The following is a 20,599-nucleotide window of genomic DNA, read 5'->3' as shown; positions in this document are numbered from 1 at the left end:
GTCTAAAGAGAATATCTTACAACCAACTCACCACACCCCCATGCCGTGAACAAGTACCCCGATGGTGCTGGCTAAAGCTGAACGTGCCATCGCCGCACTTTGCTGTGGCTCCTGATGGGGCTTGCTCGTTGCGAGTGTGCGCAGGGGAATGGATCGTGCGACCGTCTACGTTTCTGTAGTGGCGGTGTTCTTCTAGCTGGTTTTCATCGGGCTTTTGGTATTGGTATGGCGCAGTTTGTGTCTGCTGGTCTTGATATGTCGATGGATCAAATGCGAGAGCTGGGTTAATGAAAGAGAAGGCGGCAAAAGCCGCCAGTAACAGCTTTTTCAGCACGTTCATTTTTGGCCCTCGAAGTCAGAATAGCGCTGCACCGGGCCAACAGGACTGGACAGGTATTCCATATCGTCTAATGCGATGCCTTTAGGCCGGTCTTCGGGTACGCCGTGAGTGCTGATCCAGTTGCCCGTTAAAAGCCCGCCTTCATAATCGTGAACGAATAATATTCCCCATTCGGGGTGTGTTTTGGAGCGAACATTGTCTCCGTAATCTAGCCCGATTTGTTCTAATTGGTCACTCATCCGAATCTCCCTTCCCGTAGAGTTTGCCCGTACGGGGGAGGGGTTGGGGAGTCTGGGTCTAGAAGGGGATTTCTTCGTCTAGTTCTGAGGAATACGTTCTTTTTTCGGGTTCAGATGGGATGGACCAGTCTTCTTTGTGAAGTCCGGCGCTCTCAAGCAACTGTAGCATCACATGGTCTACAGCGTGCCTATCTGATGTTTTCGTTTCACGCCACAAGTCAAGAAGTTGAGGCATTGAGGGCCAAAGCACCTCAATATTTTGCCGACGCAATTTTAATAGATCAGGAGACGCAGAGAAAAAATTCCAATGCGTTTTTACAAAATCAAGCATCTCCTCATCTTCAAAGGTAGGATGAGTTCTCTGGTCTAAGGCAAGTTTTATGGCGCGAACCCCCTCGTTGACATCCCAATAAGACAGCCAGTTCGCTTCAATGTTGTGATTTTCATCTTCAATATAGGATCGGTCGGCAGCATCCATAACAGAGCGTTCAATAACCTTTGTGATGGTTTGTCCTTTAAGACGCGCCACGAATTCCAAAGCAAAGCGCATCTTGGGATCAAGCCTGATAGTTAGGCTCTCCGACTTCTGCGGTCGTTTACGTTTGCGCTCAGTGGTCATTCCGAATCTCCGATACTGATTAAAAATTACACGCACTGAAAAATCATTGCAAATTACGCTTGCACCGATAATGAGAATCGTGGAATAAAAGCACTGCACAATATGTGCATGAACATTAACGTAGGTGCAAAGATGTCTAACTACGTGTCCTCACGAGAGAGGGCCTTCGATATTTACAAAGAGGCTAGGCAGAAAGAGCCGAAGACACGCCTAGTTACGGTTCTCCCCACGGCAGAGGTAGAGGCCATTGATGAATGGGGAGTGCCAAATGGAATGGAAAGCAGAACAGCTACCATTCGTTATTTGATTAAGTTTGCGCTCGAACAAAAGAAAGCAGCAGGCCCTAACGCCAATCAGACGCCTGCTGCTTCTAAACAGTGAATAAGGAAAACACTGATATGAATTCTATTATCACAGCGGGCATTACTCCTGCAATGATTCCAGGTATTCGTAAGGCCATTGAAATCTGCGACGAATATGCAGTAGCGAATGGGTTTATTTACATTGATGAGGTGGAACGACTTTGCCGGTCAAATGATTGGAAGGACGTTTCCAAGCATGAATTGGCAGTCATTCATCATCATAAATCAAATATTTGCACAAGGATTGCAGACCATCTGCGCGCCCTGATTGGCGAAGGAGATGCGGCATGAGCAAGCAACTCACGACCATCGACTTTCACGGCTCGAAGCTCATCGCGATTGCTGGTGATCGTCCTGAGAATACTCTGGTGGCGATGAAGCCCATTGTTGAGGGAATGGGGTTAAGCTGGGAAGGTCAAAGGAAAAAGATACAGTCGCACCCAGTGCTTTCGACCTGCACCACCGTTAAGGAGGCGCAGCTTGCTGGAGATAACCAAGAGCGTGAGCATACATTCCTTGCTCTCAATCGCCTTAATTTCTGGCTGGCTACCATACACCCAGATCGGATCAAGAATGAAGGCGTCCGCAAGGCAGTCATTATCTATCAGACAGAACTGGCAGATGTGGCTTTCAACCACTTCTTCGGGAAGGCCATTGCCGCAGGTAATCATCTGACTGCCAAAGAGGCCGGGGGTATAGCAAAGGGTGTCGTCAATAAAGCGTTGACACCCATTAGCGCAAAGCTGGACGAATTGATGCAGAAGGTTGATGGGGTTCTTGCTGTTCGTCCCGTTGGCGTGGCGGTTGTAAACCATCGCACAGCTAAGGGTTGGTTACAGCATTATGGCGTTACCAAACGGCGCAGGGGATTATCTCAAATTGTGTCAAACGCTCTGACGCGGCTTTCTATAAAGATGGGTTACGTTATCAGTTACACGGCGGAAGAAGGTAAGCGCAGCTTCCATGAGGTTGTAGCAAACGCCTATTTTGGCGTTGGCGCGGGCCGTCACCTTTTGCCTAAGACTGTTAAAGACCAGAAGGAAATGAGTTTGGAGCCCGCGCCATCCCCTTTTCACCAAACACCAGCGTAAGCGCCATAAAGGCCAGCCACCCTTTCGAGGGTGGCAACGCTGGTGTGAGAATGAGTGAACAGCAAATTGCCAACGCCATAATCAATGTACCTCAAGCATTCCCAGAATACAGAAAGAGATATGGCGGTGAGCCAGAGAAAGGTAAGCAGGCTTTAAGGAAGGCGGCGCGAGCAATCATGCAACTCTGGCACGATCTTGAGGAAGAAGAGCGGGCTGGTGTGGGGCGGAAGGCTTTGGCTTGAGGGGAGGCGGCCTGCGGGCCGCCTTTTTTAGGAGAATTGAAGTATTAGATACTAAGAGTGTGCACATTCGCATTCATCAACAGGCTCTAGTCTTAAGTTCAGCTTAAGACCAAGAACGTGCGCTGCTTTTTGCAATGTATCTAGTTGAACCTTAGGATTTTCCGGATCTAAAAGACGGTCAATTTGAGTTCTGCTTGTAGTCATAGATTTCGCCATGGCGGTTTTGGTAACTCCGCCACTTTTCATCTTATCAGAGAGCTGCCATGCGATGACGCGCTTGAGTGCGATGGCATCAGTATCATCAAGGCTTCCGTCTTCAATCAGGAAGTCCTCGAAGCTGCTCTCATTTTGTAGATTTGCAACTTCTCGTTCCATCATGCTTTTCCTTTTTTGAGCGCCTCTATGTGAGCTTTTTGGCGGCATTCAGCCGTTTTGAGCTCGACATCAGGCGTTGCTTCCGTTTTCTTTATAAAGCCAGACAGCAAAACCATTTTGGATCGTGAATCTATGTAGAATAAGATTCTTGCTATCCGGTTTGTAAGGTGAGTTCTTACTTCGCAAATACCGTTTTTTAGTGGCCTGCAGGTTGGCATTCCAATGGGCCATCCATACTCCACGGTGCGAATGTCTGCGTTTATTTTCTGCCTGTCCTCCTTCGGGTTTACAGAGATTAAGAATTCTCTGACGGGTTGCCTTCCATTAGCCGTCGCATAGAAGACGGCCTCGACGCGGATTTCTCACACTTGAGGCAATTTCGGGTCATTTTGTAGAATTCAGTCATCCCACAGGAGCCCGATCTGGAATATTGACGATATTCTGCTTCTGGCGGCGGGTTCTGAACGCAGTGAGGGTGTCACGGCCTGAGAAGGCAGTGTTGGTGGAAGCTATGTGGTCTGTGCACTGTCTGTTTCTTCAGATGGCCTGCCGGAGCCTTCGCAATCGTGCATGAGCGAGGGCGAATTCATGCTGACAGGGGAACATGTCCGGCATGGACAGGACAATCCGACGGACGCTGAGCGTTACACGTGTCGCGATTTTGAGCAGTCGTGCGCGTATGGTGCCACAGGTCGCCGTCTCCAGGCTGGTCTGGCCAAGGGCCAGTCTTTGCAGAGCGGTCAGCAGGACATAGGCTGCGGCCGAGAACCACAGCCGGAGCTGGTTGGCCCGGATGGTGTGGGACGAGGTCCTGTCTGAGAACAGATCCATCTGGCATTCCTTGATGCGGTTTTCCATATCCCCGCGTGCGCAGTAAATCTGTTCGTAGAGATGGCGGGGGTCGGACATTCCCTGCGGTAGCGTGGTGACAATAAAGCGATGATAGCGGTTGCCGTGGCGCCATTCGGCCTTGGCCACGACCCGCCTGCGGCGCGTCCAGCTGTCCTTTGTGATCCAGTCAAAGGAGGCGAAACCGCGCGCAGCTCTGCCTGTCGTGGCGGCTTCGTCACGAACCTCAGCGGACAAAGAGGCAATCCGGTCATACAGGCGGGTGTTGCCTGCAAGCCCGAACAGGAAGTCAACGTGGTTGTCTTCGCACCATGTCATCAGACTGTCCCGGGCGAAACCGCTGTCCCCACGCACCAGGATACGCACCCGGGGCCAGCGGCTCCTGATCTGCTCCACGATCCGGCGGATGTCTGCCAGTGCTTCCTTCCCCGGGTCCCTGTCTGCCGTGCGCAGGGTAGCGCTGAGGAGATGGTCCCCGCAGAAGACATACAGGGGAAGATAGCAGTTATGGCCGTAATATCCATGAAAGGCGCGGCCTTCCTGATGGCCATGGATACGGTCATCGGTGGCATCCACATCCAGAACGATCCGGGCGGGTGCGTGCTCATGCTGGTCAAGGAAGAGCGTGACGAACAGGGTAGCCAGGGCCTCATGATCAGCAATGATGCGGCAGTAACGATCTGCCTTGTGCCCACTGCGCTCCAACCGGTTCAGCGTGGATTTTCCTGCCAGTGCCGCACAGTTGGCCCGGCTTCCTGACAGACGTCCCGATACCAGACCCATGACAGGATCATGACGTAAAGCGTCATGGTCATTAAGGTCTTCATAGCCCAGTGCCAGGCCCATGATCCGCTGACGGACAAGGTCTTCAACCCGGTATTCCACAAAGCCGGGATGCCGCTTATCGCGAAAACAGGCAGCAAAGCGGCGGCTGAGCCCCAGAATGTCATCAGCCTGCTTCACCAGAATGACGCCCCCATCCGAACTCATGCGACCCCCGTCAAAACGGGCTACAACACGCCGTCCACAGGAGGCTGGAAATTCATACGCGCCTGCGCTACACTCTGTCTGCATCGGGTTTTCTTATAGCTTACGAAAATTTCTTTTACACAAAATAGACTTTTTCATAATCTAACTCGATGTACAACCCTTCTGTGAGATTTCCGCGTCGATTCTTTTGGGCGCTTTCATTTGGCTCTGATGCATCCTTGAGCCTCCTTATGCCACCCTCTTTTTTGTATGTACCTTTTAAGGTGCGTTTATCAAGTGAACAATTTGAGAGAGGTAATTTTTCTATCATTTATGAGCTTGCCTACACGTCGCCACAACCCTTGTACAATCTCCCAAAACATGAGATTCTAAAGCAATGCCATTGCTTCCTGTCGTCATGCCTGAAATTTGGTATATTGCTGCATGCGCCGTTTAACTCTCATAATCCCCATACTAGCCCTCGCAGCCTGCTCTCATCCAGGCACCCCATACGGGCGTGATTGGGGAGAGACGGATGCACGCTGCATGCGCCGGGTGATGAGCGCGCCCAATGCCCGCGAACAGTTCAGTTTTGATATGGCGGCAAGTGTATGTGGGCGCGTTGAGAACCTTGCTACGCATTCCGTTTTCACGGCCAAGGCCTTACTGCTAGATCTGCGCTCTGATCCAGAATTGCAGCAGATGGCGGAAGATCCTGACATCAACGTGAAGCATAGGCCCTTTGTGCCGCGCACTTCCGCGCAGCCGTTGCAGAAATGGCCTGTGTTCTCAAATCAGGGCGTCGTGCAATAGGGCTTGTACCCTAGCGAGGTTTATGCCATTCTTTCTCTATCATCGCCCGTTTTGTAATTAGGCCGTTCCGCATGGAGCGGCCTTTTTTGTTAGCGCCATGGTCAGCCTGCTCAGTATTGAAAACGTCATTGGCTCTATTGGACGTTACGGGACAACTGCGCCTGTTACTCTGGGCAGCGTGCCTTTGTATGGCATGGAAATTCCTGATGTTCTGACCAATGGTGGCCAGCAGGGGCTGGAAGTGCATTGGTTGCCCGGCGGCACCAAGATTGTTGACCGCTTAGGAAACGATCCAGCGCGGTTTTCATGGAATGCGCGGTTTACTGGACCAAATGCGTTGGCGCGTGCGCAACTTCTGTCCCAGATGCGCGATGCAGGGCAGCCGGTTTCGTTCACGGGTCCGGGCATCAATGAAACGGTTATTATTGCTGAATACGCCTTTGATTATTCGCTTAAGGGCGCGATTATTCCATATCGTATTCAGTTAGAACGCCAGTCTACTTCTGTTACTTCTACCAGCACATCAACGTCTGCGCTCTCATCGCTGATTGGGGATGATGCGGCCAGTGCCCTTTCTGACGTTACGAGTGCATTAAGTGATGGAGCTCAGGCTCTTTCCAATATTTCCGCGCAAGGTCAGGCTGTGATTGGGCAGGTTTTCCCGTTGGCGAATATGGTTGGAGCGGGTAGCGCCTTGGCATCTGTGAGTGATAAGTTGACCATGGTGCAGGGGTTATCAGGCGCGGGCATCAATCTCGCCTCTGCGCCCGATAATGTGGCATCAATCGTGACGGGCTTAAAAGCCTCTGGGGTCAACCTAATGACCACCATTTCGCAAGCTGGTGCAAATATTTCGGGAATTTCTATCCAGAATGGCTCTAGCCTTTCGGCACTTACGGCCAATGCAGGTTTGCAAAGTGCCGCTGTTGATAGTGGCGCTTTGGTTAACCGCGGCTATGCCAACACTTTGACTGCTGGAGACAGCAGCGAGAGTTGGCAACTTGTATCGGCAGCAGCATAGATGGCGAACACTGTTAAAGTAAGTGCGGCAGATGGAACTTTATACCATGTGGCCTGCCGTGAATTGGGTGATGCCACACAATGGTGGCGGATTGCGCAACTGAACGGGCTGACGGATCCTGATCTTTCACCTTTCACCATGCCTGTAACGCTTACGCTGCCTACACCTGATCAGACCCAGAATGCGGGCATTCCTGATTATACATCATGAGCGACATTACACAGGCCGTTACCGTTGTTGGCTCCAGCGCCGCTAATTGGTGTCGTGCGCCACGCTGCCGGGTTCTGATTGACGGAAAAATCAGGCAGGAAACGCAGGTAAAACAGTTCTCCCTGATGAGAACGCGGTATTCCCGTGCAGATACCTTGACGCTGACGTTTGCCGTGGACCGACAGCTTTTGGCTTCAGCTAGAACTGCAGTAGCGCAGGATGGTTTGACCAGGCAGACGCAGCCAGCGGCAAACCGGGGCCGGAAATCGACATCACACTGCAAATGCAGGATGCCGCCTTGGGTGGTGCGCAGTGGACAACAATATTTCAGGGTCTGGTAACAACGGTTTCCTATGAACCGACCTTGGCCACGCTGGACATTGAATGTCGGGATTATCTGGCCCGGATTTTAGACATGCGTGTTCTGGCCGCTTGGATGAACATGACCGGGCCAGAAATTCTCAAGGATATGGCTGCGCGGGCAGGGCTGGCTGCGAACGTGTCGATTACGGGCGGCATGCAGGGACAATTCCGTCAGACGGAACATAAGCGCCATTCTGGTGTAAGTGGCAACCGCTTCCGCAGTGCCTTTGATCTGGCGCGGTATATCGCCAACAGTTCACAGGCTGATCTGTATGTGGACGGCACAACGCTTGTGTGTCGGCCCATGCTTTCGCCTTCGTCTGATGGCGCTGTTGTTCATAAGATGGCGTATGTGGACAGCGGAGTGGGCGCAGCAATACGGGCGGATTGTGAAAGCCTTACGCTCAGACGCGATTATCAGATTGCCAAAGGTGTGATGGTGCATGTGCTGTCTTGGGACAGTCGTCAGCGCACTAAGGTGGAATGGTATTTCGGCCCCGATGGTGGCTCTGCGCGCAAGGCTTCAGAAGTCGGGAACCTGCATAGTTTCCAGTTTCCGGGTTTGCGTATGGATGAAGTGCAGGCGCGCGCTGAGCAGCTTTACCATGAGATTGTCGCGCATGAGCGTGTAATTTCTTACGAAGCGCCGGGAATGATCAGCCTAGAGCCGCGTCATTTCATGTCTCTGGCGGGTACAAATTCCACATGGGACGGAACGCACGCGGTGGATGCGGTGACGACATCTTACGGCGAGGGCACTGGCTTTCGGCAGAATGTCACATTGCGCAACCGCGATGTGACGCAGGACGAGACGCAGGAATATGATTGATAGCAGACCAATGGCGTTCGCCGCTGGCGGCACCTATGGGCAGCAAGAAAACGGTCTAATCTCAGCGGTTGATCCGGTTACACATGACGTAAAGGTCAAGGTGATGCCAGGCGGGGTTGAAACGGGCTGGTTGCCATTCGCCGCTGTGCAGGTTGGAGACCTGTGCATTTCCTGCCCGCCGAATGTAGGCACACAGGTGCATTTGCTGCCGGTTTGCGGCGACCCTGAACATTCTGTTGTGGCCGCGCCTGTGTTTTGCACCGTGATGCCGCCTCCAGTATCGCCAGCAACAGGAAAGGTGGCCCAGCCGGGGGAATATCTGCTGATGGCTGGATGTGGTGCGCCTCCTGTGGACGAAAAAAGCCGCGAAAGAGGTGAGGTTGCACAAGCTGCCCCATGGATGCACGTTACGCGGGATACGCTTTATTCGGGTGTGGGAGGCGATACAACAGCCACCATAAAGGATGGCCAGCACCAGTGGAAAGCGGGAGGCGTTACAGCCACGCTTTCGGCTTCTGGCTTTGAGGTCACTGGCGGGAATATCACCACCGACAAGGATGTGAAGGCGGGAAGCATCAGCTTCATCGGTCATGTTCACAGCAACGGCAATAAGGGTGAGGATACGGGAGCGCCCGTTGGATGAGCTGCCTTTCCTACGAATGGGGTGGTGATCTGCAGGTTGATGCGTCTGGAGCGCTTCGGATTGCCAGCAATCATGATGGTGTACGGCAACGCTTGCTCAGGCGGCTTATGACACCACAAACTGGGTATATCTGGCAGCCTGACTATGGTGCCGGATTGCCCCAGAAGATCGGCCAGATCATCACGGAAGCAGAGCTTTACGCGCTTATCCGCTCCCAATGCGCTTTAGAGGCCGGAATTGATCAAACGCAGCCCGTGGCTGTGACGCTAACCGATAACGGAAATAGCGGCTTCTCCTGCCTAATTTCTTATACTGATGCTCAAACAAACAGCGTGCAGGCCCTGACGCTGACCTGACGGAACATTCATGTCGCTTCCTTTAAGAACGTATGCCGCGCTTGTTGCTCAGTCAGTGGCGGCAACGCAGGGTGCGTGCGCCTCATTGCTGGATATGGCTGTGGGTACGCCGCTGCGGGCAATTATGGAATCTGTGTCGGGCACAGGTCTATGGCTGCAATATATTGCGCTGCTTATCCTTTCGCGTTCAAGGTTGGCCACATCCAATGGCACTGACGCGGATAGCTGGGTGGCTGATTTTGGTATGTCCCGCATGCCGGGTACTGCTGCTACGGGTGAGGTGACACTCACCTCATTCCAGCCAGATCAGCAGTCGGCATCTGTGGCGGTTGGCGTTCTTGTTCGCACTGTTGCTGGCGTGAATTATACCGTGACGGAAGATACGAGCAATCCGGCATGGTCTGCCGCAACTGGTGCTTATGTGCGGCCAGCGGGAACGGGATCTATTACTGTACCCGTTGAATGTCAGGTTTCTGGCTCAACTGGTAATGTTGCCGCTGGCGCCATCTGCCTTCTTGGAACCAGCATTGCCGGTATTGATACCGTTACGAATGCAGTAGCGCTTGTGAATGGCTCCGATGGAGAGACAGACGCACAATTAAAGGCTCGCTTTCCTGATTGGCTGGCGGCAAAAGCTACAGCCAGCAATGCAGCCATCGAAAATGCTATTGCTGGCGTGCAGACCAATCTCACTTACGAGATCATCAACTGCGAAGCGCCAGATGGCACATTCCGGCCGGGATATTTTACGGTTGTTGTCGATGATGGCACAGGCACGCCATCTGCTGATCTTCTGGCATCTGTGTACACGGCGATTGATGCAGTTAAAGCGGAAGGTGTTGGGTTTGCTGTTATTGGGCCGATAGAGCTTCTGGCAACTGTCAGCATGACGGTAACCGTGGCTGCCGGAACAGATACAGCTACTGTTCAAACCAATATCCAGAACGCGATTACGGCAGACATTGATGCCCAGAAAGTAGGGGCTGGTTACGCATACAGCCGCCTTCCTGTGGTGGCTTACAACAATGCCGGGGTGGATATTGTTTCCATCACGAATGTGCTGTTGAACGGCGCGCAATCGGATCTAGCAGCCGCTACCAAACAGGTGATCCGGGCAGGTTCCGTTGCGGTGACGGTTGTTGAGGCAGGCAGCTAATGGCTACGGGAGATCAGAACGATTTTGCCCGCCGTGTTCGGCAACTCCTTCCATTCGGCTGGTTCCCAGATCCTCCAGCAGCAAACCAGAGTGAAAAAGCGCCTGTTCTGAATGGTGTTTTGCAGGGCATCGGGAATATTCTGTCATGGGTTTATGACCTGTTCGGGCAGGTTAATTTTCAGATGCGTCTGGCCACGGCCACAGGCTCTTTTCTGGATATGATTGCCTACGATTTCTTTGGCGATGCGTTGCCTCGTGCCTCTGGAGAGACAGACGCAGCTTATAGAAAGCGCATCCAAGAAGCACTTGTTGCTCAGAAGAATACCCGCACAGCCATTACGGAAGCATTGCAGGATCTGACGGGGCAAACGCCTATCGTGGTTGAGCCCACGAGCGCCAGCGATTGCAAGGGACTTGGTTCAACAGCAACGCCAGCCGCCGGCGGTGGCTACGGGTATGGTGTGGCGGGACTATATTACGGTGGCCTGAATGGAGGCCAGTTTTTCGTGACGACAAAGCCGGGCAATGCAGCGTCCGTGGCGGCAATTTACGCCGCAATCAATAATGTGCGCGCCGAAGGTGTTACGGCGTGGGTGAAGGTTGAAAACTGATGCAGCGCAGGATTGTTTATCAAGGGCAGATTCCGCTTGATGCAGATTTGTTGTGGGGTGAACGCAATCTGAAAACTGCATTGGGGCAGGCGTTAAATCTTCTTTATGGAGATTTTTCTACAGTTTCTGCGGCTTTCGGTTTTTCTGTTACGCCATCTGCTTCTGCGCTGACCATTGCTGTAGGCTCTGGTGTCGTGGCATCTTCTGGCGCCATTGATGAAGCAGCTTTCGGCGGGAATGGGGGTGGTATTTCTGCTGATACATCCGCGCAGTTTGTTGTTTACGGATGCGCTGGAGGAAGCATTACCCTCACAGCAGGGCAGACAGCAACGTTATATGCTGTGTGTTCTGAGGCGGATACAGATGAAACTGTGCTGCCATTCTATAATGCGGATAATCCAAGTCAGACGCAGGCTGGACCCGGAAATGCAGGCACGTCTTTACCGGTTACCCGTTTGGCGCAAGCGGAATTGGTTCTGGCCGCCGAAGCGCCTGCATCACCATCTGGCGGTGCAATCGTTCCTCTTTACACGGTAACAGTTCCCGCTGGCGCAACAACTGCCGCTGGAGCCACGACTAAAGCCCTTACAGCGTTTTATCCGACCGTACCGCAACTAGAGCGTGGCCGTTATCTGGGGACGCAGAAATTCACGAGCAGCGGCACGTATACCCCAAGCAATCGCGCGCGTATGGCGCGTGTTCGGATGTGCGGTGCGGGTGGCCCTGGCGGTTATGCGCAGGCAAATAGTGACACGTCTCATGTTTCGGCTGGCGGCTCAGGTGGTGCTGGCGGCGAAATTGAGTTCTGGTTCGACGTATCGGACGGCTCTGCTCAGTCAATCACTGTAGGGGCCTCCGCTGAATCCACGAATACGAATATTCAATCGACAAGCGGCTCTTCATGGTTTGGTGCCGCAGTAGAGTGCCAAGGCGGGAATGAGGGTGGTTATGGCGTAACTACGGGGAATACTTCTCTTAGTATTGGTGTGCAGGCTGGCGGTGGACCTGCATACGTTCATGACAGCACAAAAGTTCTATCTGTTGTCTATCAGAAACAGGGGCAGGGCGGCGCTGGCGGTTGGGCCATTAATGGAACAGTATATCCGGGGATTGGAACGCCGTCAGGGTGGGGGGCTGGCACCTACACAACCGATAACGGGCCGGGTACTGCTGCGTCAGGGTTTGGCGCGGGCGGAGCGGGCGGCGGCTCTAATACAACGTCAGGATATGCAGGCGGCCTTGGCTCTGCTGGTGTTGTGATTATTGAGGAATACGCATGATGGAGCGGTACATAGTTTACCGCATCATAGCGGCTGGGGCGCAACCTATAGGGTATGTAGTGAATGCAGTTCTATGGGACGGAGAATCCGCGTGGACGCCACCAAATGGTATGGCCATCATTCAGAATAATACTTTGAATATTGGCGATACTTACACGCCAGCTTCTTAGAGCCCTTTTGGAAAAGGCCGATGACGCCGAAATAAGTATGGACGAGACCTCTACATTAACACGAGAATGACGGAAATCCGTTATTTCCTGATGCTATATGTGCGCTCAGTGAGGCTGATTTGGCGTCAGATTACGATTTTCCAAAAGGGCTCTTAAAGCTTTTCTTTCCTATTTTTATTTTAAGGCCGCTTCTCGCGGCTTTTTTAGAGGTGGTCCCCATTTTTCGGACAGGGCGATAAGCTATCATCTGGCCTGAACGAGGACGGGTTTTATGGGCAAGGTTACGCGGAAACGGTATGCGGCAGAGTTCAAGTCACGGGTTGCGCTGGAGGCGATCCGTGGGGAACTGACGCTGGCGGAACTGGCTTCGAAACATGGGGTACATCAGACGATGATCGCCCAGTGGAAACGGCAGGCGATCGAGGGGATGGCGGCGACCTTTTCCGGGAAGACGGTGGCTGAGCCCCCGGTCAGCCCAGCTGACGTGGAGAAACTGCACGCGAAGATAGGCGAACTTCTCGTGGAACGGGATTTTTTACGCGATGCCTCTGCTCGGTTGGGCGTGATCAGAGGCGGCAGATGATTGACCCGAAGCGAGCGCGTCTGCCGATAATCCGGCAATGCACGCTGCTGCAACTCAACCGGTCGGGCGTCTACTATCGGCCTGTGCCACAGAGCGAGGACAATCTGGAGCTGATGCGACTGATCGACGCCCAGTTCTTGGAAACGCCCTATTATGGCTCACGGCAGATGACATGGCATCTGCGCCGCCTGGGACATGAAGTGGGCCGCAAGCGGGTCCGGCGGCTCATGGCGATCATGGGCCTGCGGGCGATCTACCAGAAGCCGCGCACGACCGTGCCCCATCCGGAGCATCGGAAATATCCATATCTTCTGCGGAATCTGGTCATCAATCGGCCTGACCAGGTCTGGTGTTCCGATATCACATATATTCCCATGAAACGGGGATTTCTCTATCTCGTGGCGATCATGGACTGGTTCACGCGCAAGGTCCTGTCCTGGCGTCTGTCGAACACGATGGACGTGGAGTTCTGTATCGAGGCGCTACAGGATGCCCTCATGCGCTATGGCGCCCCGGACATTTTCAATACTGACCAGGGGTCGCAATTTACGACACCCCGTTTCACCGGGATACTGGAAGAGCGTCAGATCCGCATCAGTATGGACGGGCGTGGGCGATGGCTGGATAACGTGTTCATCGAGCGTCTGTGGCGGTCGCTGAAATATGAATGCGTCTACCTGCACGCGTTCGAGACCGGATCAGAACTGAGGGCCGGACTTGGCAGATGGATCGCCCATTATAACGAAAGGCGTCCGCATACGGCGCTGGCTGGACGTACGCCCGATGAGGCGTATCATGACGTGCCGACGCCATCTGGTCCGGGGTTAACCCCGGACCAGATGGCCAACAGCAACGCCGTCAGAAGGGCGGCATAACAACAACCGGGTATAGCTTATCAAGCCCGCAAAACTGTCCGAACGGACGAGACCACCTCATTTTATGCGAGGGCTTATGACTGACGCAGATACTTTTACGCCGGTTTCTATTCGGCAACTCGCGGCTCTTGTTGCGCCATTAATTGTCTCTGGTCAGTTTGCAGGGCTTGATATCGGCCAGGCAATAGCGGGCGGAATGACACTGGAAGAAATAGCCGCAGCACTGAACGGTGTTCTGCCTGCTGATGTCGTAAATAACGGCGGAGTGCTAATGGTGGGATCATCTACTATCCCATTTTATTACCTAAGCAATGGCGGCGTAATTATGCAATGGACGCGCCCAATTACTGATGAATATGTCAGTAATGGTGGCGTTCTTATGCCCGCTCAATCGTAAAACTCTAAATCTTCATATAGAGGCGAGCATAAAGCTCGAACGCAAATGGCTGACACAACTCCGTCAACGCCGTACGGGAGTCCGTACTTTTCGTCCGTAAAAGCGGATAATATTGACCCACAAAGCAATATTGGTGCTGGGGATACTTCCGTTCCGCTTAGCGATGTTGCTGATGCGGTAACAAGTATTGGTAAACCAAATGGTGTAGCTACACTTGATCAAGATTCTCAGTTAATCTTACACGGGAAAAGTGCTCTTGGCGTCACCCCCGCTACCGCCGCTTCTGGCACAACACCTGCTACCCCCGCAAAGCTCAAGCCCCTGCTGCCGCTCGATGAGACGGCAACGGTTGGGAATGCGGGCAATACACTGGGTGACGCCGTTTCTCAGGCCGCAGGTGCTGTGCAGGCTGCGGGCGGTGATGCGTCAGAAACGGTCAGTATCGCAAAAGGTGCTACGACATCACGCGTAATGTCTGACCGGCAGGCTGATATTGTATCCATTGCTGATTTTTCGGGCACTACTGTTACAGATCAGTTTATCGCAGCAGATAAAGCGGGGCGTGGAAAAATCACTATTCCTGCTGGCACTGATTTAGCTTTAGATGGATCTGACGATCTCAGTGCAGCAAACCATTCCATCCCAGTGACGGACGATAAAACTGTTGTAAATGGGCAGACTAATAACCGTGGAAACTATGTTCACTGGTCTGCGTATGGTTCTGCTCCAGATCATTTCTCGCCTACCGTGCGTCCGGAACACCTGAAGCAGGCAGGAAAAGCTGCACGCGAAAACGGGAAGCTGACATTTATTAATGTTGGTGACAGTATTGGTGCCGTAGCCAGCGACCCGTGCGAAATCTCAGTATATCCCAACGCGATTGTGGAAATGCTGCAACGTGACAACCCCGGCGTGGAGATTGATTACCAAGATTTTGCCATCGGTGGAACAACATGGGGCAACTTTGCTGACACATCATATGCATCACCAGCGTGGCTTGACCCAAAAAGCGGAGAGTCTTGGCAAGCACGATGCGCTCGTGCAAATCCTGATGTCGTGGTGTTGCACTGGATGGGAAATGATGTTCCCAATTTTGACCCATTCCAAGTTTATGCTGCTGTTAATTTCTGGGAATCACAGGCAAAAGTCCCTGATATTATTTTTGCCATCACGTATCGCCCGTCCTATTCTAACGACGTTGATGCAGGCGAAACGGAACTGCAATATTATACCGAGGCGTGGCAGCGTGCGTTTCAGGCGTCAGTTGGGTGGTTAAAAACGTACTGTCAGGCCAACGGGTTTGGATATATTGATTTTGACCGTTACGTTGCAGTAGCGCGTGATGGCTACGACCCAGAGGACGTGGCGCTGGCTATGGTTCCTGCTGCCGCCGGAACTTCTTTACCTTCTTACGAAAGCTGGCTGACACTATCTTCTGATAACTACAGTAATGCCAAGTGGGAAATGCCGCATGCTCCGTCTGCAACTGGAACGTATGCAGACGAATGCACTGATGCATCTATAGTTTGTGATTTTGATACTGCTCCCGGTTTGGTGGTGTTTTCACTGCAACCTGCGGGAACTGACGGTATTATTCTGACTGGGGGAGCCGTTTATGATATCGGCCTCTACGTCTGGTTTAACGACAGCAGCGGGTTTGTAACGTGGTCGTATAGTGATGGGATTATCAATCCCAATACGACAAAACGCACAACGACTATTCCTGTTCCGACCAATATTTCACAGACAAACCCGTTCCGCCTATGCTTGGAGGCTGTAGGGGCACGCGTGCGTATGCGCGTATTTACCCCGTTCACAAACAACCCAACGTGGACGCCCGGATACCCGCTATTCTATTACGGGACTGGTCTGACAACAATCTGTGACGTGCTAATCCCGCGCACATTACAGACACAGAAATACTCAATTACTGCGTCTGGGATTGGCGGGAAAAATATCAAGTTCCACCGCATTTGCGTGGGTGATCGCTCTCAGTCGGGGCCTGACGTGCATCGGTATGTGCCGTCAACTTCGTGCTACGACCTGTATTCCGAAGTTGATGGAAACGTTCAGCTCATTGGCGGTTCCAATGCGTTCCATATGAATAGCCAAGGGATGCGGGATACGCAGTGGCGTGCAGTGCGTGACCAAGATTGGCGTGTCTGGAATTATGAGCAGAACCCTGTTCTACAAACGGTTTCAGTCGCAGGAACAAACGGCAATTTTATTCTTGGAAAACCAACAACTGCATCCGGTGCAAATGCATGGTATGATAACGGTGGGCTGAATATCGCAATTCAGCCGGGTTCAGGAAGTGCCGGTATATATCTGATGGGGTATAAAAACGGTGCGCTGGATAGCTCTATAGGCTCTAACGGTTTTGCAATGACCGCTGATAGTTTTTTGAGTTTTAATTGGTACACGCCCCACGTTTTCAACTCCACAACCAATCTGTGCAACTCTCTGGGCGTTACCATCAACGGGACGACAAAAACTGTTTATCTCAACCCGACCACTGCGGCTCCAACGGCTTCCACGGATGAAGGAACTGAGGGTGAGTTCAGGTTGGACGATAATTATCTCTATATTTATCGGGACGGTAAATGGCGGCGTGTGGCGTTTGATACGTCATGGACATAAGCGGGTTCTAAAAACTGATGCCAGAAGCGCATAGAAAATCTGAATAAACAAATGCTATCGGAAATCAAATGGGGGCTATTAGCCCCCACCCTACAAAAGATTGGGCTGTATTCCGATACGGCCCAATCTTTTAACAGGCACGGGATTAGCCGAGTCCGGTTTTCGCGTCACGTCTCAGAGTGCCTCTGTGGTTGACGTTGGCGGTGGTGCGACAAGTAAGTCTTTCATCAGCATGCACTCGTCTGAATCCACTAATGACAATGATGTGCAATTCTCCGCATCAGGCGGAACGGCGGGTGAATCGGGGCAAGGCCATCTCGAAATTGATGCTCTGGGCGGAATTCTGCTCAAGGGAATCGTGCAGATGTATGGGATGACCAAGGCCGACATTCTAGCTACGACAAGCCCAGTTGAGGGCATGACGGTATATGACACTGACGATCATGAGGAAGTCACATACCGCTGCCCGACCACAACCACCTGCGGCTGGTTCCCTGTTCAGTATGGGGCGGCACTGAGTAACTGATGCCGATCTGCACGGCTTTTTATTTCTGGAAAATTAAATGACAGATGAACAGAGCGCGGGCATCCCCTGCGTGGCTGATGGCGTCCACGCACGTCTGGATGATCATGAAGAACGCCTTGCCGCTGTAGAAAAAAGGCAGGACGTTACAGACGGCAAACTGGATAGCATCAGCCGGGATATTGCTGCGGTGCGAGCTGAGGGCAATGCACGGCAACAGGCCACCAATGCTGGAATGGACCGGATTGGTATTCAGCTTTCCGATCTAACTCGCCAACTGGCGGCGCATACCGGCGCACAGGAAGAACGGAACAGGCTGGCAGAAGATGGACTGCGCCGTTGGAAAAAACTGGCGGTTATTGTGGGTATTTTCTGCACGCTTGGGGCTGCGGTTGGTTCTACATTGCTGTCCGATCAGGAAGTGGCCAGCACCATATGGGTAAAATGGCTGCACTGGCGTGAACCGTGGGACATGCCAACACAGCCTGCGCCCCAGCCGCAGACAACGCAGTTCATTCTGCCGCCGCGCGACATGGAGGCGGTATGATCCCCGCATCATGGATGTCTGACCCCGTTCAGGTAGGTGCGCGCACGGCATGGGGAGAGGCGCGGGGCGAGGGCAATAACGGCATGGCCGCAGTGCTGTGCGTTGGCCGCAACCGTGCCATCCGCCCTGCATGGTGGGGGCATGATCTGTGTAGCGTGTTCCTGCATCCATGGCAGTTTTCGTGCTGGAATGCGGCGGATGTGAACCTTTCCAAGCTTCTGACCGTCACTGACATGGACGCGCAGTTTCGTGAGGCTACGGCCTTGGCGCAGGCGCTTGTGGGCGGACACCTCACGGACATGACGAAAGGAGCGGATCATTACTATGACACGCGCTCCCTGCGGCCCTCTTGGGCTTCTTCGCAATTCTACTGCTGCACGATTGGTCATCACGCGTTTTACCGCGTGGGGCCTTTTGGAGAGGGATAACCTCATGGCTGATACGCCTACAAAAACCAATATTGGCCAGACCGCCAAGGCCGTTGCTGCTGGCCTGTCTCTGCCTGCCATGGTGACAGCCCTTCCACAGCCGGAAGCTACATGGGTTCTGTATGCCTGTGTTGTATTTGCCTCGGCAGGATTTGCGGCAACCCTGATCCCGCTCCCGGCCAATCAGTCTGGCAAGCTCTGGTTGGTGTACCGGATCATCAACTTCCTTGCTCTCAACTGGAAGCAGGCTGCCAATGCAGCCGTTATGCTGCGCGGCAGCATGTCTTCCAAAACTGTAGCACCACAAGCAGGTCCCGGATCTGTTGTTCATATCCAGCAGGACAGCAAGTGAGATCATTTTCCTGACATCGGGAAAATGATCTGAAAAACGAAAGGCATCACAAAATGAAATCACTCTCTCGCCGTGGATTCCTGCGGACGACTGCGCTCGGCCTGACGGCAGCCGGTCTGGCCGCATGCACCAAAACAACCGCGAATGGCGTGACCACCTACACGCTGAATGTTGCGGAAGTGACGGCAGACGGGAACGCAGCCCTGAATATCGTCAAAACTATTCTGGCGTTCACAGGCGTTCCATCCACGGTTGTTGCTGTGGCGGATACTGGCATCACGGGTATTCAGGCTGCGCTTTCCGCCTGGAACACATTTAGCCAGGGCAAGGCCTCCATCACGTTCGACAAGAACAGCGTGCCGGCTGAATTTACCAGCGTGATTACGGCTATTCAGAACACGGCCACAACTGTTGGCAATGTGGTGCAGTCCGAGGCCGGAACGCTGAGCACGGGTCTGATTGCCAAAATTCAGGCCGTTTCTGCTGATGTGGCCTCTGTTGCTGCTGTGCTGAATAGCGCAATCGGCACGGTGGCGGATTCCGTTGCACTGAATTCCCGCGGCGAGACGCCGGTGCAGTGGCGCTGTGAACGGGTGAATGTGCTGCTGGCACGTCATGGCCTGCGGCCTATCGCAGCCCGGTAATGCACTGGAAGAAAGCGCTGGCTGTCCTGCCGCTGTTACTGATGGGGGCATGCTCTGTTGCCCCCATGCAGGCCAAGCATGATCTGATCGGCGTGCATCGCGCTGACATGATTGCCTGCGCAGGTGTGCCAGATAACAGCACGCCATTACCAGATGGCGAGGTGCTGGAATGGCGGCAGGATCAGGAAGTGCAGGGGCCGCTCACTCTTAAGGCCCCATTCAGCTTTGAACTGGACATTGGTGGACACGACACCTGCCACATGGTCGCGCGATTGCGACAGGGCCGGGTGGCACAGATTGAATATACTGGGCCAAGTGCCACGCTGGGCGGCCCGTATGCTGCATGCAGGCCCTTGGTGCTGGCATGCGAGAAATGGATTTTACATGATCACACGTAAGTTAGGTTGCCTGCCTGCGCGGCGGATTCCCAATCAGCCACATCTGGACAAGTTGCGCATGATGGCGCGGCAGGCCCCAGCCAAGTTGGTGCGGGATCATATCAACCCGCAGCCTCTTATGCTGGGGAACGACACGCTGGGGGATTGTACCTCTGCGGGCATTGGTAACTACATTCGAGCTGTGGCCGCATTGGGCGGTTATCAGGTTGCTGTGACCGAAGCAGATGCCGTGCAGTTCTATGCCCAGAGCACGGGTTACGTGCCGGGAGATGAGGGCACAGATCAAGGCGGCGTTGAGGTTGATGTTCTGGCAACGGCAGGCCGGGAAGGCTACACGCTAGGCAGTGGGCCATATTTCCCGCTCTGGGGCAGCATTGATCCGCAGGACAGAAACAGCCTAGCACTTCTGATGGCCGGGTTTGGTGCGGCCTATCTTGGCGTACAGCTTTCTGTGTCTGACATGAACCAGATTGAGGCAACCAACGGTGCATGTGTGCTTAGAGCCCTTTTGGAAAAGGCCGATGACGCCGAAATAAGTATGGACGAGACCTCTACATTAACACGAGAATGACGGAAATCCGTTATTTCCTGATGCTATATGTGCGCTCAGTGAGGCTGATTTGGCGTCAGATTACGATTTTCCAAAAGGGCTCTTACACCTGATAATGGTGCTT

Annotated in this window: 29 protein-coding genes; 23 read left to right on the top strand and 6 right to left on the bottom strand. The window is 53.2% G+C overall.

Features of this window, described 5'->3' with window-relative positions; genetic code table 11:
• Positions 1–16: 16 nt before the first annotated feature.
• Genes A4S02_RS10560 through A4S02_RS10550 form a run of 3 tightly spaced genes read right to left on the bottom strand, consistent with a single transcriptional unit; the run spans position 17 to position 1,198 of the window.
• Positions 17–340 (bottom strand): DUF3761 domain-containing protein, encoded by a 324-nt coding sequence (locus A4S02_RS10560; RefSeq protein WP_070323739.1) that lies wholly within the window; start codon positions 338–340, stop codon positions 17–19.
• Complete coding sequence (locus A4S02_RS10555; RefSeq protein WP_070323738.1) at positions 337–579, bottom strand: hypothetical protein; 243 nt, start codon at positions 577–579, stop codon at positions 337–339. Before A4S02_RS10555 ends, A4S02_RS10560 begins: the two co-directional genes overlap by 4 nt.
• A 58-nt stretch (positions 580–637) precedes the next feature.
• Positions 638–1,198 (bottom strand): hypothetical protein, encoded by a 561-nt coding sequence (locus A4S02_RS10550; protein ID WP_157885547.1) that lies wholly within the window; start codon positions 1,196–1,198, stop codon positions 638–640.
• A gap of 108 nt (positions 1,199–1,306) precedes the next feature.
• Here A4S02_RS10550 and A4S02_RS10545 point away from each other — a divergent pair, with 108 nt between their 5' ends.
• The 4 genes from A4S02_RS10545 to A4S02_RS10530 are packed head-to-tail and all read left to right on the top strand — an operon-like array spanning position 1,307 to position 2,893.
• Positions 1,307–1,579, top strand: a complete 273-nt coding sequence (locus A4S02_RS10545; protein WP_070323736.1) for a hypothetical protein — start codon at positions 1,307–1,309, stop codon at positions 1,577–1,579.
• 17 nt (positions 1,580–1,596) lie between these two features.
• Positions 1,597–1,851 carry a hypothetical protein gene (locus tag A4S02_RS10540; protein WP_070323735.1) on the top strand — a complete coding sequence of 85 codons (255 nt, stop codon included), beginning with the start codon at positions 1,597–1,599 and terminating at the stop codon, positions 1,849–1,851.
• A complete protein-coding gene (locus A4S02_RS10535) occupies positions 1,848–2,651 on the top strand; it encodes a phage antirepressor N-terminal domain-containing protein (protein ID WP_070323734.1) in 804 nt (267 codons plus the stop codon). The genes A4S02_RS10540 and A4S02_RS10535 overlap by 4 nt, the downstream gene beginning before the upstream one ends.
• A gap of 50 nt (positions 2,652–2,701) precedes the next feature.
• A complete protein-coding gene (locus A4S02_RS10530) occupies positions 2,702–2,893 on the top strand; it encodes a hypothetical protein (RefSeq protein ID WP_070323733.1) in 192 nt (63 codons plus the stop codon).
• Between the two features lie 51 nt (positions 2,894–2,944).
• Here the strand turns inward: A4S02_RS10530 and A4S02_RS10525 are convergent, their stop codons facing one another.
• The 3 genes from A4S02_RS10525 to A4S02_RS10520 form a co-directional block, all read right to left on the bottom strand.
• Positions 2,945–3,271 carry a helix-turn-helix domain-containing protein gene (locus A4S02_RS10525; protein WP_228142371.1) on the bottom strand — a complete coding sequence of 109 codons (327 nt, stop codon included), beginning with the start codon at positions 3,269–3,271 and terminating at the stop codon, positions 2,945–2,947.
• The gene (locus tag A4S02_RS15270) at positions 3,268–3,510 is read right to left on the bottom strand and encodes a type II toxin-antitoxin system RelE/ParE family toxin (RefSeq protein WP_265733684.1); all 243 of its coding nucleotides are present in this window, start codon (positions 3,508–3,510) and stop codon (positions 3,268–3,270) included. The genes A4S02_RS10525 and A4S02_RS15270 overlap by 4 nt, the downstream gene beginning before the upstream one ends.
• 295 nt (positions 3,511–3,805) lie before the next feature.
• Positions 3,806–5,191, bottom strand: a complete 1,386-nt coding sequence (locus tag A4S02_RS10520) for an IS1380-like element IS1380A family transposase (RefSeq protein ID WP_070323243.1) — start codon at positions 5,189–5,191, stop codon at positions 3,806–3,808.
• A gap of 339 nt (positions 5,192–5,530) precedes the next feature.
• On the opposite strand from A4S02_RS10520, the gene A4S02_RS10510 reads away from it, so the two are divergent.
• The 19 genes from A4S02_RS10510 to A4S02_RS10415 all read left to right on the top strand — a co-directional run bounded on the left by A4S02_RS10510 (position 5,531) and on the right by A4S02_RS10415 (position 20,496).
• Complete coding sequence (locus A4S02_RS10510; RefSeq protein ID WP_228142370.1) at positions 5,531–5,899, top strand: hypothetical protein; 369 nt, start codon at positions 5,531–5,533, stop codon at positions 5,897–5,899.
• A 97-nt stretch (positions 5,900–5,996) separates the two neighbouring features.
• Positions 5,997–6,920, top strand: coding sequence for a hypothetical protein (locus A4S02_RS10505; protein ID WP_070323729.1), 924 nt, complete (start codon positions 5,997–5,999; stop codon positions 6,918–6,920).
• Entirely contained in the window at positions 6,921–7,130 is a 210-nt protein-coding gene (locus tag A4S02_RS10500) for a hypothetical protein (RefSeq protein ID WP_019089485.1), read from the top strand.
• Between the two features lie 283 nt (positions 7,131–7,413).
• On the top strand, positions 7,414–8,322 hold the full coding sequence (locus A4S02_RS10495; RefSeq protein ID WP_228142369.1) for a hypothetical protein: 909 nt from the start codon (positions 7,414–7,416) through the stop codon (positions 8,320–8,322).
• Complete coding sequence (locus A4S02_RS10490) at positions 8,315–8,965, top strand: phage baseplate assembly protein V (protein WP_070323728.1); 651 nt, start codon at positions 8,315–8,317, stop codon at positions 8,963–8,965. Before A4S02_RS10495 ends, A4S02_RS10490 begins: the two co-directional genes overlap by 8 nt.
• The gene (locus A4S02_RS10485) at positions 8,962–9,321 is read left to right on the top strand and encodes a hypothetical protein (RefSeq protein ID WP_070323727.1); all 360 of its coding nucleotides are present in this window, start codon (positions 8,962–8,964) and stop codon (positions 9,319–9,321) included. Before A4S02_RS10490 ends, A4S02_RS10485 begins: the two co-directional genes overlap by 4 nt.
• A 10-nt stretch (positions 9,322–9,331) precedes the next feature.
• Positions 9,332–10,477, top strand: coding sequence for a baseplate J/gp47 family protein (locus A4S02_RS10480; RefSeq protein ID WP_070323726.1), 1,146 nt, complete (start codon positions 9,332–9,334; stop codon positions 10,475–10,477).
• Entirely contained in the window at positions 10,477–11,088 is a 612-nt protein-coding gene (locus A4S02_RS10475; RefSeq protein WP_070323725.1) for a hypothetical protein, read from the top strand. Before A4S02_RS10480 ends, A4S02_RS10475 begins: the two co-directional genes overlap by 1 nt.
• Positions 11,088–12,368 (top strand): hypothetical protein, encoded by a 1,281-nt coding sequence (locus A4S02_RS10470; protein WP_070323724.1) that lies wholly within the window; start codon positions 11,088–11,090, stop codon positions 12,366–12,368. Before A4S02_RS10475 ends, A4S02_RS10470 begins: the two co-directional genes overlap by 1 nt.
• A gap of 441 nt (positions 12,369–12,809) precedes the next feature.
• A protein-coding gene (locus A4S02_RS10460) for an IS3 family transposase (RefSeq protein ID WP_099046895.1) occupies positions 12,810–13,996 on the top strand; the annotation gives its coding sequence in 2 pieces (ribosomal slippage) (positions 12,810–13,068 and positions 13,068–13,996; 1,188 coding nt in all).
• 76 nt (positions 13,997–14,072) lie between these two features.
• Entirely contained in the window at positions 14,073–14,393 is a 321-nt protein-coding gene (locus A4S02_RS15700) for a hypothetical protein (protein WP_157885546.1), read from the top strand.
• 45 nt (positions 14,394–14,438) lie between these two features.
• The gene (locus A4S02_RS10450; RefSeq protein ID WP_070323721.1) at positions 14,439–17,033 is read left to right on the top strand and encodes an SGNH/GDSL hydrolase family protein; all 2,595 of its coding nucleotides are present in this window, start codon (positions 14,439–14,441) and stop codon (positions 17,031–17,033) included.
• A gap of 187 nt (positions 17,034–17,220) precedes the next feature.
• Complete coding sequence (locus A4S02_RS10445) at positions 17,221–17,559, top strand: hypothetical protein (protein ID WP_070323720.1); 339 nt, start codon at positions 17,221–17,223, stop codon at positions 17,557–17,559.
• Between the two features lie 37 nt (positions 17,560–17,596).
• Positions 17,597–18,103 (top strand): hypothetical protein, encoded by a 507-nt coding sequence (locus tag A4S02_RS10440; RefSeq protein WP_070323719.1) that lies wholly within the window; start codon positions 17,597–17,599, stop codon positions 18,101–18,103.
• A complete protein-coding gene (locus tag A4S02_RS10435) occupies positions 18,100–18,531 on the top strand; it encodes a cell wall hydrolase (RefSeq protein WP_070323718.1) in 432 nt (143 codons plus the stop codon). The genes A4S02_RS10440 and A4S02_RS10435 overlap by 4 nt, the downstream gene beginning before the upstream one ends.
• Before the next feature lie 4 nt (positions 18,532–18,535).
• Positions 18,536–18,883, top strand: a complete 348-nt coding sequence (locus A4S02_RS10430; RefSeq protein ID WP_070323717.1) for a hypothetical protein — start codon at positions 18,536–18,538, stop codon at positions 18,881–18,883.
• 53 nt (positions 18,884–18,936) lie between these two features.
• Positions 18,937–19,527, top strand: coding sequence for a hypothetical protein (locus A4S02_RS10425; protein WP_070323716.1), 591 nt, complete (start codon positions 18,937–18,939; stop codon positions 19,525–19,527).
• Entirely contained in the window at positions 19,527–19,925 is a 399-nt protein-coding gene (locus tag A4S02_RS10420; RefSeq protein WP_070323715.1) for a hypothetical protein, read from the top strand. Before A4S02_RS10425 ends, A4S02_RS10420 begins: the two co-directional genes overlap by 1 nt.
• The gene (locus tag A4S02_RS10415; protein WP_208858882.1) at positions 19,912–20,496 is read left to right on the top strand and encodes a hypothetical protein; all 585 of its coding nucleotides are present in this window, start codon (positions 19,912–19,914) and stop codon (positions 20,494–20,496) included. Before A4S02_RS10420 ends, A4S02_RS10415 begins: the two co-directional genes overlap by 14 nt.
• The last annotated feature ends 103 nt before the right edge of the window (positions 20,497–20,599 follow it).

Origin of the sequence: Acetobacter ascendens (genome assembly GCF_001766235.1) — a bacterium.
Taxonomy (GTDB): domain Bacteria; phylum Pseudomonadota; class Alphaproteobacteria; order Acetobacterales; family Acetobacteraceae; genus Acetobacter; species Acetobacter ascendens.
The sequence above is the reverse complement of the archived record's forward strand: the minus strand, read 5'-3'. Positions and strand labels throughout refer to the sequence as shown.